Origin of the sequence: Neorhizobium huautlense (genome assembly GCF_030811685.1) — a bacterium.
In the GTDB taxonomy this organism is placed as follows: Bacteria; Pseudomonadota; Alphaproteobacteria; order Rhizobiales; family Rhizobiaceae; genus Neorhizobium; species Neorhizobium huautlense_A.
This window is the reverse complement of the sequence record NZ_JAUSRF010000011.1, coordinates 100,310-114,014: the sequence shown is the minus strand read 5'-3', so window position 1 is coordinate 114,014 and position 13,705 is coordinate 100,310. Positions and strand designations below refer to the sequence as shown.

Genomic DNA, 13,705 nt, shown 5'->3' with positions numbered 1-13,705 from the left:
TTTCAGGCACTCAGCGCGTGCGCCGGTGACGCTGTCGCCGCCTGACTGCTTGCCCGCGTCAGCTCGCGAAACTCAACAAGTCCGAGAAGGTAGGAAAGCAGGGATTCCGCCCCTCTGTTTTCGTTGGCTCGCGCCCGGTGCAACCCGTCCCGACAGCTTCCGGTCTCGGTATCCACGAGCGGCAGAGACAGATCGTTTTTTCCAAGGAACCAGGCCAGGGCCAGTTCGGCATGATCTTTCCATTCGGGGTGACGATCGGCTCGCGAAGCGACAAGGCACGCCGAGATCGTTGCCGCCGCTTCCAGCGGCTGCTGGTCGAACCGTTGTGGCGGCATGCCAATATCGCTGAACCCGTCACTTCCGACGGGACGGAAATGACCTTCCCTCGCCGTCTGGATGCTGATCAGCCATCGCAGCGTCCGCAATCCCGCTGACACGTAGTCCGCCCTTCCAGCCGCGAGGCCAGCCAGCAGTAGCGCCTGAGGCAGACGCGCATTGTCGTAGGATAACCCGTCCTCGAACCACGGCCGACCCGGTTTCTCCACCTTGGCGAGAAGCGCCATCAGCTTTCCGGCAAGGCGCAATCGGACCCGCCTTGCATTGATGTCGTCAACGCGATGGGCACAGTAGCCGTCCAGCCCGAGCAGCGTAAATGCCCAGGCCCGCGGCGATGAAAAGGTCTCGACCGTCGGTAAGGCTTCGGCAAACAGCGCACCAGCCCAGTTGCTCACAGAGGCTTCAGGAGCGCTCCGTGCACATTCCCCCAGCGCCCACAAGGTTCTTCCATGACTGTCCTCGGAGCCCATGTCTTCAAGCCAGCGCCGGTCGAAACTCATGAAGTTTCGAAACCGCCTGGCGTCAGGATTCCAGGCATGCTGCACAAAGGCGGCAAAACGCGTCGTCAAGATGCCCGGCAGCGGCATATCCCTGCAGGCATCGAGTGTGACCGCCAGCAGCAATCCTCGGGCATTGTCATCGACACAGTAGCCATGTGACCGATCGGGAACCGAATGCACCGCATGCTGAAACAATCCGGTATCGTCACACATCGCAATAAAGGCGTCAAAGTTTGGTTCCGGGTATGTGTGTGCGGCAAGGGCAGATGGCTTGCGTTCAACGGGAGCCATTTCGCCGGGGCCGGTTCGTGGGTGGACGGCCTGCTCGAAAAGTTCCAGATAATGCTCGGCTGTACGCTCCCAGGTCATCGAGCGACTGACCTTGTAAGCCCGAGCGCCGATAGCGTCCCGCCGAACATCGTCGGTCAGAAGTGCCGCGATCTCCGAGCCGATCGCCTTCGCATCGTTGAACGGCACCAGTACCCCAAAACCATCCGCCAGAAGCTCGCGCGCATGCCAATAGGGCGTGGAAACCACTGCCTTGCCCGATCCGAAACTGTAGGCAAGCGTACCGGACGTCATTTGCGCCTCATTCAGATACGGCGTCGCATAGACGTCGCACATCGAAATGAAGTCCAGGAGGGTTGGCAGATCAACGAACTGGTCGAGAAAAACGACGTGGTTCTCAACACCGAGGTCTCTGGCGCGTGTCGCAAGACGGTGCCGATAGGCTTCACCTTCGTTGCGAACGAGATTGGGGTGCGTTGCGCCGAGCACCACATACACCGCATCCTGCCGGCTTTGCAGAATAAGTGGCATGGCATCGATCATCACCTCGATGCCCTTGTTTGGCGACAACAGGCCGAATGTCAAAATGACCGATTTCCCCTGAAACCCAAGCTTGGCCTTTGACGCTTCCGGTTCGCAGAAGGCGATATCGGGAATGCCATGTGCGATCACTTCGATTTTCGAGGCCGGGACTTCATAGATGTGGCGTAGAAGTTTTCGCCCATGTTCGGCCATCACCACGACTTTCGAGGAGATGTCGATAATGGTGTTGAGGACTCGGCGCTGCGAAGCGGTTGGTTCAGCCAGAACCGTGTGAAGAGTGGTGACGACCGGCATGTCCAGCCGTGACAGCAGGGCAAGAATATGACTGCCATCAACGCCTCCGAAGATACCGAACTCATGCTGAAGGCAAACAACGTCGAATTCCCCGGCATTCAGAGTGTTGGCCGCCGCGACATAGTCATCGATTTTCTGATCGGCGATCTGGATATGCACGATCTTGGGATATTGATAAGCATGTCCGTGATCGGTCATGGCAACGATGGCGGTTTCGATGGATGAAGCGCAGGCCGAGACCGCCTGCTGCAGATCGGTCGTAAAGGTTGCGATACCGCAACGGCGCGGCAGCGAGTTTCCGATAAAAGCAATTTTCCTGATGTGGGTCATGACATCTCCTGCGTTGAGCGGGACGTCGAGGCGACCGGCTTTGATTGAGTTACATCTGTCTGCTGACGGTCCCCTGCATTGCAGCGGGACAGTTGCGAGCCTAGATCGCGCATCATTCCAACGTCGCCCGTGTAAGCCAACAGAACGACCAGCTCATTATCTCCCACGATGAAAGAGGTTCGGCCTTCATCGGAAAAAAATGCGTCGCCGCGTTTGGCCGTCATCGATCCGACTGTGGCGTCACCTGCAATGACCAGAACCCAGCATTCCTTGTCCGTGCGCATCTCCCATATGGCACCGGGAGCCAGTCGCATCCGCTCGAAAACGAAATACTCACAGGACGTCAGAAGCGTTCTTTCAGGCGTGATTGCACGGGATTTGTTTTGGGGTCGCGCCGGCTGGAGATCGGCCACAACCATCGCCTCTTCTATGTGAAGTTTCCGGTCGCTACCGCGATCGAACAGACGGAATGTGATGTCGCTTCTTTGCTGGATCTCGGCGACGACCAGACCGGCGCCAATTGTGTGGATGGTGCCGGCCGGTATGAAGAAAACATCACCAGCACAAGCGCTCTGCCAGTCCAGCAGGTCCTGGATCGAACCATCCTCGATGGCCGCGCGTAGCTCATGCGGCGTCACGGTGCGATTGAGACCGATGGCAACCTGTGCTCCTTCATCTGCCGAAAGTACGTACCATGCTTCTGTCTTGCCATTCTTCATGCCGGCAGCCTTTGCAAAGACATCATCGGGATGCACCTGGATCGACAGGATTTGTTTCGTGAACAGCAATTTCAGCAGCAGTGCCGGAGGCTGCGAAATGGGTCCGCTTCTTTCATACAAAAGCTCGCCGATAACAGCACCGACACCTGCCTCGCTCCATGGCATGAGATCGCGGCTGCCCCATGGTTTCGATGCTGTGCGCACGCTGGCATATTCGAACATACGATATCTCCCGGATCTGCCGCTAAGACCGGAGCGATCTGAGATCGGAACAGCACGTACCTTGAGGATCGAGTTGGCTAGACCGAGGCTACAAGGAGCAGAATTTTGGGCGCTCGCGAACAAAAAAGCGCCGAACAAATTTTCAGTTCTGAAATATTTTCGATAAAATCATAAATACGATATGGTATTTACAGATCTAAATTCAACAGAAAATCCATATAATAATAAATCATTGAGCGATATTTATTTTGAATAATTAATTTATATCTCATGATATCAATGACAGACCGATGAATAACCGCCGCTGAAATGGCACTAATATTGAAATTTATTATATCGTAACGACATGAGGGCTAACCGGTTGGCTTTGAACGCTGCTGCTTGGCGGTGCCGTGACGTGCCGCGCTAACCCGCCGAGGCAAAGAGAGTATGTTCATGACCCTGGCCTTCCCCAACAATGCGCGAAGCTATGACGAAGCTCGAAAGCGCGTGCGTTTTTCCGGCCACGACGGAATGTTTGAAGTGTATTTTTTCGTGGCGGGAGAAGTGCTTAGAGCCAACTCCAGCAGCCGAACGGCCAGCGAGGCCGAGTATCTTGCATCATTTGATGCCTTGAAGCCGAGAATCCTAAAGGCTGCCCAGGCGGCCTACAAGGCAAACTGTGCCCAGACGATCCATCTGGATCTCGACAACTTCCGCTGAATTGATGGCAGCTTTTCTCGGCGAGGCCAAAAGGTCACAGCTTAACGGAGCAATCAGATGAACATTATCCAGCAAAAAGTCTCACCTGGTGACGCGGGCGAACCGGTGATGGTCGAGTTTATTGGCGAAGACGGCAATGCCATCTCCGTCAGCATGAACAACTACGGCAGGGCGAGACCATCAGATGATGAAGCCGTCAGTGATGCGAAGGCTATGATGGCCGACGTCGCGTTATGCAGTAGGGAAATTACGGAGGGAGCAGCGGGCGAAATCCCCTCGCCCGTCCGTCAGGCACCAACCAGCCGTGGCAACAGCCCCATAGACTGAACCTGATTACAACCGACTTCGACAGCGTGATGGCAGTTCACTCTACCGGCCTGACGGCGCGATGTCTCGCTAACAACTTACAGCAAGTAAATCGACATGGATGAGCAATGTGATGAATCATCATGAAGTACCTGACAAGGCGTGGCTCAAGATATTGGCTGCCTACCGGAAACCTGATGTCGGGCGCAGTGCTGTCGAGCTGGCTCTGACACTGATCCCGCTGATAGGCCTTTGGTTTTTGACTTGGGCGGCGATCGAACACGGCCATTGGTATGGCATCATCCTGGTCATTCCCGCAGCCGGATTCCTGCTGAGACTATTCATGCTGCAGCACGACTGCGGCCATGGCTCGCTGTTCGGTGTACGGCGTGCGGACGATTGGACGGGTCGTGCAATCGGCGTCATCACCCTGACCCCATATGACTATTGGAGACGTGCGCATGCCATGCATCACGCTTCAGCCGGCAATCTTGATGAACGCGGCATCGGTGACATCACGACCCTGACAGTTGCAGAATATAAGAGAATGTCTTGGAAAGGCAGGCTGGGCTATCGCTTGTATCGACACCCGCTGGTGATGTTCGGCATAGGGCCTGCCTGGCTTTTTCTTTTCAAGCAGCGGCTTCCCTTGGGACTGATGCGATCAGGCGCCCTACCCTGGATTTCCACCATGGCAACCAACGCTGCGATTACTGCTTTCGTGGCCTTGTTGATATGGGCAATCGGGCTTGGACCGTTTCTGATCGTGCATTTGCCGATCGTGCTCCTCGCCGCCTCGGCCGGCGTGTGGCTATTCTATGTGCAGCACCAGTTCGAAGAAACCCATTGGTCAAGGCCCCCACAATGGACCTTCGCGCACGCAGCTTTGCATGGCGCCTCCCACTACGACCTGCCGCAACCACTGCGCTGGATATCCGGCAATATCGGCATGCACCACGTGCATCACCTGTCCAGCCGTGTGCCGTTCTATCGATTGCCTGACATATTGCAGGATCACCCCGAACTGGCCAGCCTCGGGCGCATGACGCTGATGGACAGCCTGAAATCCGTAAAGCTGATACTCTGGGACGAGCACTCCCAGAGACTTGTATCCCTTCGCGAGGCGCGAGGTTTGTCTGCTCCGTAAAACCCCGCCTTCGGCTTCACGGCAGGTCTTCATCTGCCATGTCACGGCCCCTGTCCAAAGGAAATTAAGCTATGCAAGCGGCTGTTCTGGTATCCACATTCTTCTCGATTTTCGCAACAGCATCCGCCATTGCGGCGGAACCGGTGATACAGGTATTATCTGGACCAGCCCCCGTCATCGGCTCAACAGATGACGGGGTCACCCGCTCTTACTCGTTCAAGGTCATGGCAACCGGCAGCACAACATTCCGTCTGGATGCAGACAACCTGGCATGTGCTTACGATCTGCAAAAATCGTCGAAGCTTGGATTTCTGCCATCTGCCGGGCGCTTCCCGCTCCGACATATCGACAAGGCGGCGGCTGGAGACGTATACACCCTGTCGTTTTTCCAAAACCGATCTGCGCGGATAGCGAAAGACGTTTGCAACTTCTCTTTCACCGTAGAATGATCGAGCAGGCACCTTGCCATTGGCAGCAAAAACGCCTCAGCCGGCAATCTCAATGATTGGGGCGCCGGAGACATCAGCCCCGTGAAAGTGACAGAATTTTCGCACCATCCCGATTGGCGCGACCCGGCGCGAGCACGGACGGATTACGTTCGTGGAAGCTGTCTAGGTAAACGATACTATGCGTCACACTGGTAAGGAATATCTTAGAGCACTCGTCGATCAATGAGATCTATTCCTGCAACATGCAGGCCGCGGCTCTTGGCTCGGTATGTTTGATGATTCAAATTTGCGGCAGATCTGGGTGGGTTAAGGTCTTGAACCGATACGAACGAATGACCCTTGGTTTCGAACTACCGCGAAATCATACAATTACCGACGCACCATCTAAATGACTGGACGTGGCGACAACAAAAAAGGCCGGGGCGAAATCGCACCGACCTTCCTGACCGTCGCCTCTTTATCAGTGCCAGTACATCCGTGGTCAAAGCCAGATGGCGACGAAGCATTGCGAGCGGCGAATTCATTCAGCGCTCATCAGCAATGCCGATAAGGTCTTCTACGCGACCAATGTGTTCATAAGAAGTCAGCCCTTGAGACCGCCGAACCTATCTGGCGCCGCATTTCCGCCACAGCCTCACCCTGCCAACGGCATGCGGAAGGTGAAGCGGGTTTCTATCTCATCCGACTTCACCGCGATCGCCCCGCCATGAGCTGCGGCAATTTCCGATGCGATAAACAGCCCGAGTCCCAGACCCTGCATGCTCGGCCTCAGATCACCGCGCCGAAACGGCTGGAATAGTTTGGCAATCGTCTCTTCAGAAATCGGCTGCCCGCCGTTGGCAACGGACACTTCCAGCATCCGACCATTCACGCCAGCCACAATTCTGACGGGCTCGGTCTCAACACCGTGGGTGATGGCATTCGACACCAAGTTGGAAAACAGCTGGGCAAGCCGCAGCCTGTCGATGGTAAGTGCCACCGGGAGATCGAGCGAAACGGCGATCTCTCGATCCGGATGAGACAGCTGCAGTTCTTCGACAACATGGCGAAGCGTGACGCTGAGATCGTCCTCTGTCAGATCGAGGGTGATGCCTCCGCCCATCCGCGCCCGAGCCAGATCCATGACGTTGTCGACAAGCTCGATCATACGAGAGATGCTGGCCTTCATCAGTTTCAGGACGAGAGGGCTGCGGGCCGTCCAGCCTTCCTTCAAGAGGCGCGAGGTGCCGGCGTCGATCGCTGCGATGGGATTGCGCAGGTCATGGCCAAGAACGGCAATGAACTGCTCGCGCAGCTCGGACAGGCCCTTCTCGCGTTCGAGCTGCTCTTCGGTCGCCTTGAGACGGTCGTCCGCATAGAGGTGGTGGCCAATCAGTTCAGCAAACAGTTTAAAAGTGCCGATGACCTGCGGGTTGTTGACCTTCGCCGGATTGGGGTCGATGGCGCAGAGCGTGCCAAAAAATTGGCCATTGGCCAGGATGATCGGCACGGAGATGTAGCTGCGAAGGCCATAGATCCGTGGCGTATGGTGGTCGCGGTAGAGCGGCTCTTCGGCGGCATCATCGAAGACGATCGGCTGACGATGACCGCGGATTTCGTCGCAGAGCGTGCTTTCGACCGGCAACTCGTCGCCGGGCTTGAGGCCAAAGCCGACATGGTCGAGGGATTGGCAGGTGATCCACCGATCATCGGTGACCCGGGCGACGGCAGCAAAGCCCATCCCGGTCATGCGCAGGACGACGTCGAGGATCGTCGGGACAGCCGCGATACCGGCGACACGTGCAATATCCTTGGAAAAATCTTCCGCGCTTTCCGCACCATCCACGACAGGCGTCTTCTCGGCGTTGCCAACGGTTTGGACGGCCTGGGTTTTTTCGATCGCGATGGCAGCCGCGCCCGCAAGCGTCTCCAGCACATCGACTTCCCAGTCGGCCGGTGAATATGGTCGCGCCCAATAGGCCCCGATGGCGCCGATCGGATTTTCGACACGCACTGGCGCCATCGCGACGGATTTGACGAAGGTGCCGGCATAGAGCTCGTGGGGGATCCGGTCGTCTTTGACGACATCGTGGACCAGCACGGTCTGCCGATGGATCATTGCCCAGCCGCTGATGCAGGCCGAAGCAGGAAACTTATGGCCCTTCCACAGCGGCCCGATCGCATCTTCTTCGATGTAGTGGCAGAGATCGCCGTCGCGACGGATGATGGCAATACCATCGCAGCCGATCAGCGATCGCGCGGTGGCGCGCAGCGTTCCAGCCACGTCCTCGAAGCTTACTGCGCGTCCCATCGCTGCGATCGCCTTGTTCAGCGTCGACAGGGGTGTCGCGACTTTCGACGTTTCGATTTCGACGGGAGTGATTTCAATGGAAATAGACACGGATTCACTCCTGCTTGGGGCAAGAGCGGATCATCTCCCAGCCGTCCGCGCCCTATCAGTCTGCGAACGATAAAATGATATTAGGGCCATAGGGCTTTAATGTCCATCTTCGCATATTCCCATGCTCAACGGCGTGATCGACATGAGCCGATCCAAGCCACAGGGCTGCTGATCCTCCCGAATTAACTGTCTCTAGTGATCAAGCCTTTCCAAATACCCAGCCCTCCCCATATATCAGCCACCGCTTAACATCAGGATCACAGCCAGCTTTGAACATTCAGTTTCCACCCAGCGGCTGCGCGACGATCTTTGAAGGCTTCGATTGGGCGACGTCTCCGCTTGGATTGCAGTCGTCTTGGCCGCCCGAGCTCAAAACGCTGACGAGCGTCATGCTCGGCTCGCTGCAGCCCATGCTGATCGTTTGGGGTCCGGAGCAGACCACGCTCTACAATGACGGCTATGCTGCGATGTGCGGCAATCGCCACCCGGCCGCCTTCGGTGGAAGCTTCCAGTCGCTCTGGCATGATATCTGGGACCAGGTCGAGCCAATCATATCGGCAGCCTATTCCGGCCAGGGCACCTCGATGGACGACATCGAGTTCACGATGCACCGCAACGGGTATCCCGAAGAAACCCATTTCGCATTCTCCTATACGCCGGTACGCGATCCTTGGGGCTCGGTGCTCGGCATGTTCTGCGCCTGCACCGAGACGACATCGGAGGTACGCGCCCGCCGGGTTCAGGATGACCTCAAGGAACGCTTCATGCAGGTCTTTGAACTCAGCCAGGGGGGCATTGCCATGCTGGCGGGCAAGGATCATGTCTTCGAATATGCAAACGAAGAATATTACGCGATGATCGGCGTCGGACGTGAAATCATCGGCAAGACGGTCGCAGACGCCGTGCCGGAGGTGATCCGGCAGGGCTTCATCGGGATCCTGGACGGTGTCTTTGCGACCGGCGATCCTTTTGTCGCAAAGAACCTGCCGGTCAAGCTCAACCGGGGTCCTGAGGGCGAAGAGCAGAACCGTCTGATCGATCTCGTCTACCAACCAACACGCAGCGCCGAAGGCTGCATCACCGGCATTCTCGTCCAGGCGCGCGATGTCACGGCGCTGAGGGCGGAAGAAAAGCATCGCGAGCTGCTGGCTTACGAGCTCGGCCACCGACTGAAAAACCAGCTTGCCATGGTCCAGGCAATCGCCTCGCAGACATTACGATATGCACCCGACATGCAGACCGCGCGCAAAAACCTCAGCGATCGGGTCGCGGTTCTCAGCCGGTCGCACGATGCAATCATCGAAGGGGGAACCGGTCATTCAAGGGTTGGTGATCTGGTCGCTCAGATGACCGCCATCCATGACAGCCCCGATCATCCGCGCATTCTTGTGGCCGGCCCGAACATGACCATAGGGTCCCGACCGGCCCTTTCGCTATCGCTGATCCTGCATGAATTGGCCACCAACGCCGTAAAATACGGTGCGCTTTCGGCGCCGGACGGCCGCGTTATGTTGACCTGGCGCGTCGGCGGCCCCTACCGCGATCGTTTCAAGCTCGAGTGGAAAGAAACTGGCGGGCCGCCTGTTGCCAAACCCGAAAAGGAAGGCACAGGCAGTCGCCTGATCAGAGCCGGCCTTAACGGCACGGCGGATTGTCAGTTGTCGATCGACTACGAAGCCGACGGCATGAGATTTTCGATTTCGGCCGATCTTGCCGGTTTCCAGAAGGAGCACTGATATGGCGCTATCGACGAAGGGGCCTCTGCTGATTGTCGAAGATGATGGCCTGATCCGGATGGATCTTGCCGATACCCTCCAAGATGCCGGCTATCCGGTGCTGGAAGCGGCGAATGCCGACGAGGCCTGGGGGATCCTGCTTGAGACGGACGTCGCAGCGCTCATCACCGATATCGACATGCCCGGCTCGATGGATGGACTGGAACTGGCGCGCCGGGTTAGTGACCGCTGGCCTGATTGCCGGATCATCGTTATTTCCGGGCGCTACAATCCAGATCCCGCAAAACTACCTGCCGATGCCACCTTCCTGACCAAACCGGTGGGTGAAACCGAGCTGTTCAAGGCGCTGGAAGCTCACGGCCTCGCAGCCTGATCGAATATCTGCGCGGGAACCGCTGACCCTTGGGCGAAGGCGTGCGGGCCTTCGGCCCCTGGTTTTGGGGTCTTGAAGGGATTCGAACCAAAGGCCCTCAGGTCACCTGTTGCATTGTACCCACAATTGCCTAGCAGAAACAGCGGATTGGCCGCTCACTTCTGTAGAACTCAATTTAACGCCTCGCCTGCCAGCAACATGCAATATCGCCAAGTTCAGGTTATAGCTATTGATCGACTGGCCGCGGCTCGCGGACGTCATTTAGGAAATGCCGATCTTGCTCAGATCGTAAGAGGTGCTCTGATAAATCTCGTTGATCCAATTGCCGAACAGCAGATGCGCATGGCTGCGCCAGCGGTTCAGCGGTGTCTGCGTATCGTCATTGTGGGGAAAATAGTCATACGGCATCTTGATCGGGATGCCGGCGTTCAAGTCGCGAAAATATTCATCCGCCAGTGAGTTCGAATCATATTCAATGTGGTTGAACATGTAGAGACGATTGCCCTTCTTCTCATGCACAAGGCAAAGACCCATTTCGTCGGATTCCATCAGGATTTCCAGATCGCCGCGTTTTTCGACATCAGCACGGCGCACCTCGGACCAGCGTGAAACCGGCACCTGGAAATCATCGGAAAAGCCGTTGAGATAAACGGAAGCTGGCGCGAGGTTGCGGTGACGATAGATACCAAAGGCCTTTTCGGTGAGCGCATGTTTCGGCACGTCGTGGAAATGGTAGATCGCCGCCATTGCGCCCCAGCAGACATTCATCGTCGAATGCACATTTGTCTGCGTCCAGTCAAAAATCTGGCGCATCTCGTCCAAATAGCTGACATCCTCGTAATCCATCTGCTCCACCGGCGCACCGGTGATGATGAACCCGTCGAACTTGCTGTCCCTCACCTCTTCCCAGGTGTGATAGAACGAAAGCAGATGCTCTTCGGACGTATTCTTCGCCATGTGCGTACCGAGCCTGATCAGCGAAAACTCCACCTGCAGCGGCGAGGCGCCGACAAGGCGCGCCATCTGCACCTCGGTCTTGATCTTGTTCGGCATGAGGTTGAGAAGCCCGATCTGCAGCGGACGGATGTCCTGGCGCACGGCGACCGTTTCGGTAATGACACGCACGCCCTCGGAAACAAGGGTGGCAAATGCGGGAAGCGTATCGGGAATCTTGATCGGCAAGTTTAGTCTCAAAAGCTGGAAAAAATAACGAAATTGCGACAGGCACCGTTTGCCGATAATGGGAGCGCCGAAAGACCTGTGCCACGGAGGATGGACGGGGCGGCGCAAAGAGCAGGAATGGATCTGCCGATCACGACCCCGCCCACCGCAACTACGATAGGCCCCGCTGATCAAGTTCTCTTAGCGCCGCCCGAACTTCATCGATCGAGACGGGTTTAGTTGTCCCAGGCAAACGACGAAGAGCCGGCTTCGATTCTACCGCATAAAGATCGTACGCCCACGCGGCCAAAATTGCGCGTTTGTCGTCTTGCGAGAGGGATCGCGCGCCAACGACATCATTAGGCCGCCGAATGCGCATGCCCTGCCTCAATGCCGCTGGCCCCATTGTAAGCGCCCGATCGACTGCCTCCTGCAATATGGCGTTTTCCATGACATCGCTCACTGCACATGGGGGTCGCGGTCGCCTCGCCCGCGGGCGGCAGCAATCGCGAGAATTTCGGAAGCCAGCAGATCATGTTTCTGCGCGAATGCCACGAAGAGGCCCCGCGCCGTCTCTGCTTCGATCTCGCCGCGCAGTGCAGCCTGGCATGCCTTCAGGGCGACAGCATGAGCGCTATCCCTGAAGGAGCCTGGCCACTCGACAAGGTGTTGATAAGCATCCATCACTCCGAGAACTTGCGCCGGGAACCCCAGGCCGACCAGAATGGTGACGGGTTCTCTGAACATATCGGGTTTCATCGTTTTCTCCTTTCCAGCCCCGAATGTTGACGGGCGCCATCGCAATGGCGCCCTGGCTTAGTGGACGAAATTCAGGTTCAGGCCGCCTTTTGTGCTTCGATCTGTGCTGGAGCGGCAGAGGTCAGCGTAGGCGCGCTCTGGATCGAAATCCTCCTCGGTTTAAGAGCCTCTGGGATTTCGCGCACAAGCTCGATAGTCAGAAGACCGTTGTTCAAGTCGGCCCTATTCACTCGGACATGATCAGCCAGTTCGAAGCGGTGTTCGAACGGACGACCTGCGGTGCCGCGATGTAAGTAGCCCTCTGTCGGCGATTCCTGTTTCTTGCCCGTGACCGTCAGCAGATTGGACTGGAAGGTGATATCGAGATCATCCTGCGCAAAGCCCGCTAACGCGATCGAGATCCGGTAGGTGTCGTCATCCGTTTTGACTATGTCATACGGCGGCCAATCGTTGACTGAACGGGCGCGCTGGGCGTTTTCGAGAAGATTGAATACCCGGTCGAAGCCGACGCTCGAACGGTAGAGCGGTGCATAGTCATAAGATGTTGCCATAGCCATATCCTCCTTGAAGCAACATGGGTACGGAAGCGCCGAAAGGCGGTACTCCCAGCATGACCAGTCCTTGTTTCAGCGGCTGGTGAAAATCGATTTGGTTTTGTCGATTTCGCGATTCAAGATCTGTGACGAGAAAAAATTCACACCGTATGAGAGCGATTTTCTTCGGCGGCTTTGTCTGGTGCCTCGCCATGAAAATCCAATCCAGATTTTGAGGCCTTCTGCCTCATTATCGCGTCAGTGAACCGCTCGACTTACGACGCGATAGGGATACGCCGCCTTGAACTGCGCCATCATCGCGCTGGCTTGCTGAAGCACCCGCTCGGCCGCCTCCGGTTCATCGCGAGCGAGTTCGTCGGCATTAACGCGCATCGCTGCTGCCATGCTGGCAGACATCATTGCGAACTTCCCTTCTCCATAGACCAGCGCCTCGTTTGCAGCGGTCTCAAGCCACCTGGCAAAGTCCACAATGATCTCCTCGCGTTCATCGATGCCAACACTCTTGATGATGCTGATACTCTCTTCCATGCAGGTGTCACTCCATACACAATCGACGCACACCGAGTTCAACGTCTCGGCCGCGCTCAGCTAGGAGAGCGAGAAATCAAATTCAAGAGGTCAGTGAAGCTTGAACTCACCGTCGACGCGGCTCCATTCATTCGGACCGATCAGCCGCTGGTGACTGTAGCGGACGGAGTAAAGAGGCCCGTCGAGCTTCGCCTGCCAGAAGTCTAGGAACTTGCGCATTTCCGGGAAATCAGGGGCGAGATCGTAGTCCTGCCAAACGTAGGTTTGCAGGACGGATTCGAAATCGGGAATGCGGTAGAGGATATGCGCAGTGGTTAGCCCATAGCCATTGAGTTGACGCTCCAAGTCCGATGAGAATTGCATGCTTCATCTCCGTTT

At 56.7% G+C, this 13,705-nt stretch carries 14 protein-coding genes; 6 read left to right on the top strand and 8 right to left on the bottom strand.

The features are described 5' to 3' along the window. Positions 1–2: 2 nt before the first annotated feature. Both J2T09_RS17075 and J2T09_RS17070 read right to left on the bottom strand, forming a co-directional pair. Positions 3–2,291, bottom strand: a complete 2,289-nt coding sequence (locus J2T09_RS17075) for a glycosyltransferase family 4 protein (protein WP_306836827.1) — start codon at positions 2,289–2,291, stop codon at positions 3–5. Beyond that, positions 2,288–3,232 (bottom strand): class I mannose-6-phosphate isomerase, encoded by a 945-nt coding sequence (locus tag J2T09_RS17070; protein ID WP_306836825.1) that lies wholly within the window; start codon positions 3,230–3,232, stop codon positions 2,288–2,290. Before J2T09_RS17070 ends, J2T09_RS17075 begins: the two co-directional genes overlap by 4 nt. 435 nt (positions 3,233–3,667) lie before the next feature. Between J2T09_RS17070 and J2T09_RS17065 the strand changes: the two genes are divergently transcribed. The 4 genes from J2T09_RS17065 (at position 3,668) to J2T09_RS17050 (ending at position 5,836) form a co-directional block, all read left to right on the top strand. Next, positions 3,668–3,934 (top strand): DUF1488 family protein, encoded by a 267-nt coding sequence (locus tag J2T09_RS17065; protein WP_306836823.1) that lies wholly within the window; start codon positions 3,668–3,670, stop codon positions 3,932–3,934. A 57-nt stretch (positions 3,935–3,991) separates the two neighbouring features. Then, positions 3,992–4,261 carry a hypothetical protein gene (locus tag J2T09_RS17060; RefSeq protein ID WP_306836822.1) on the top strand — a complete coding sequence of 90 codons (270 nt, stop codon included), beginning with the start codon at positions 3,992–3,994 and terminating at the stop codon, positions 4,259–4,261. 112 nt (positions 4,262–4,373) lie between these two features. Next, entirely contained in the window at positions 4,374–5,387 is a 1,014-nt protein-coding gene (locus tag J2T09_RS17055; RefSeq protein WP_306836819.1) for a fatty acid desaturase, read from the top strand. 71 nt (positions 5,388–5,458) lie between these two features. Continuing rightward, positions 5,459–5,836, top strand: a complete 378-nt coding sequence (locus J2T09_RS17050) for a hypothetical protein (protein ID WP_306836817.1) — start codon at positions 5,459–5,461, stop codon at positions 5,834–5,836. A gap of 634 nt (positions 5,837–6,470) precedes the next feature. Here the strand turns inward: J2T09_RS17050 and J2T09_RS17045 are convergent. Continuing rightward, positions 6,471–8,216, bottom strand: coding sequence for a GAF domain-containing protein (locus J2T09_RS17045; protein WP_306836815.1), 1,746 nt, complete (start codon positions 8,214–8,216; stop codon positions 6,471–6,473). Positions 8,217–8,485: 269 nt separating this feature from the next. Here J2T09_RS17045 and J2T09_RS17040 point away from each other — a divergent pair, with 269 nt between their 5' ends. Together J2T09_RS17040 and J2T09_RS17035 are read left to right on the top strand one after the other, a co-directional pair. Next, complete coding sequence (locus J2T09_RS17040) at positions 8,486–9,952, top strand: PAS domain-containing sensor histidine kinase (protein WP_306836813.1); 1,467 nt, start codon at positions 8,486–8,488, stop codon at positions 9,950–9,952. A 1-nt stretch (position 9,953) separates the two neighbouring features. Further along, on the top strand, positions 9,954–10,325 hold the full coding sequence (locus J2T09_RS17035) for a response regulator (RefSeq protein WP_306836811.1): 372 nt from the start codon (positions 9,954–9,956) through the stop codon (positions 10,323–10,325). Positions 10,326–10,586: 261 nt separating this feature from the next. On the opposite strand, the gene metA is transcribed toward J2T09_RS17035, so the two are convergent. From metA to J2T09_RS17010, 5 genes are all read right to left on the bottom strand, one after another. After that, complete coding sequence (metA, locus tag J2T09_RS17030; protein WP_306836808.1) at positions 10,587–11,507, bottom strand: homoserine O-acetyltransferase MetA; 921 nt, start codon at positions 11,505–11,507, stop codon at positions 10,587–10,589. A 438-nt stretch (positions 11,508–11,945) separates the two neighbouring features. Further along, on the bottom strand, positions 11,946–12,245 hold the full coding sequence (locus J2T09_RS17025) for a DUF982 domain-containing protein (protein ID WP_306836806.1): 300 nt from the start codon (positions 12,243–12,245) through the stop codon (positions 11,946–11,948). Between the two features lie 77 nt (positions 12,246–12,322). Continuing rightward, positions 12,323–12,796 (bottom strand): Hsp20 family protein, encoded by a 474-nt coding sequence (locus J2T09_RS17020; protein ID WP_306836804.1) that lies wholly within the window; start codon positions 12,794–12,796, stop codon positions 12,323–12,325. 240 nt (positions 12,797–13,036) lie between these two features. Further along, positions 13,037–13,327, bottom strand: coding sequence for a hypothetical protein (locus J2T09_RS17015; protein WP_306836802.1), 291 nt, complete (start codon positions 13,325–13,327; stop codon positions 13,037–13,039). A 90-nt stretch (positions 13,328–13,417) separates the two neighbouring features. Continuing rightward, positions 13,418–13,690 carry an usg protein gene (locus J2T09_RS17010; RefSeq protein WP_306836800.1) on the bottom strand — a complete coding sequence of 91 codons (273 nt, stop codon included), beginning with the start codon at positions 13,688–13,690 and terminating at the stop codon, positions 13,418–13,420. Between the last annotated feature and the right edge of the window lie 15 nt (positions 13,691–13,705).

Bases quoted from the DNA above. Each gene is read 5' to 3' on its own strand.
- J2T09_RS17075 (WP_306836827.1), bottom strand. From the start codon at position 2,291: ATGACCCACATCAGGAAAATTGCTTTTATCGGAAACTCGCTGCCGCGC.
- J2T09_RS17070 (WP_306836825.1), bottom strand. From the start codon at position 3,232: ATGTTCGAATATGCCAGCGTGCGCACAGCATCGAAACCATGGGGCAGC.
- J2T09_RS17065 (WP_306836823.1), top strand. From the start codon at position 3,668: ATGACCCTGGCCTTCCCCAACAATGCGCGAAGCTATGACGAAGCTCGA.
- J2T09_RS17060 (WP_306836822.1), top strand. From the start codon at position 3,992: ATGAACATTATCCAGCAAAAAGTCTCACCTGGTGACGCGGGCGAACCG.
- J2T09_RS17055 (WP_306836819.1), top strand. From the start codon at position 4,374: ATGAATCATCATGAAGTACCTGACAAGGCGTGGCTCAAGATATTGGCT.
- J2T09_RS17050 (WP_306836817.1), top strand. From the start codon at position 5,459: ATGCAAGCGGCTGTTCTGGTATCCACATTCTTCTCGATTTTCGCAACA.
- J2T09_RS17035 (WP_306836811.1), top strand. From the start codon at position 9,954: ATGGCGCTATCGACGAAGGGGCCTCTGCTGATTGTCGAAGATGATGGC.
- J2T09_RS17025 (WP_306836806.1), bottom strand. From the start codon at position 12,245: ATGAAACCCGATATGTTCAGAGAACCCGTCACCATTCTGGTCGGCCTG.
- J2T09_RS17020 (WP_306836804.1), bottom strand. From the start codon at position 12,796: ATGGCAACATCTTATGACTATGCACCGCTCTACCGTTCGAGCGTCGGC.
- J2T09_RS17015 (WP_306836802.1), bottom strand. From the start codon at position 13,327: ATGGAAGAGAGTATCAGCATCATCAAGAGTGTTGGCATCGATGAACGC.
- J2T09_RS17010 (WP_306836800.1), bottom strand. From the start codon at position 13,690: ATGCAATTCTCATCGGACTTGGAGCGTCAACTCAATGGCTATGGGCTA.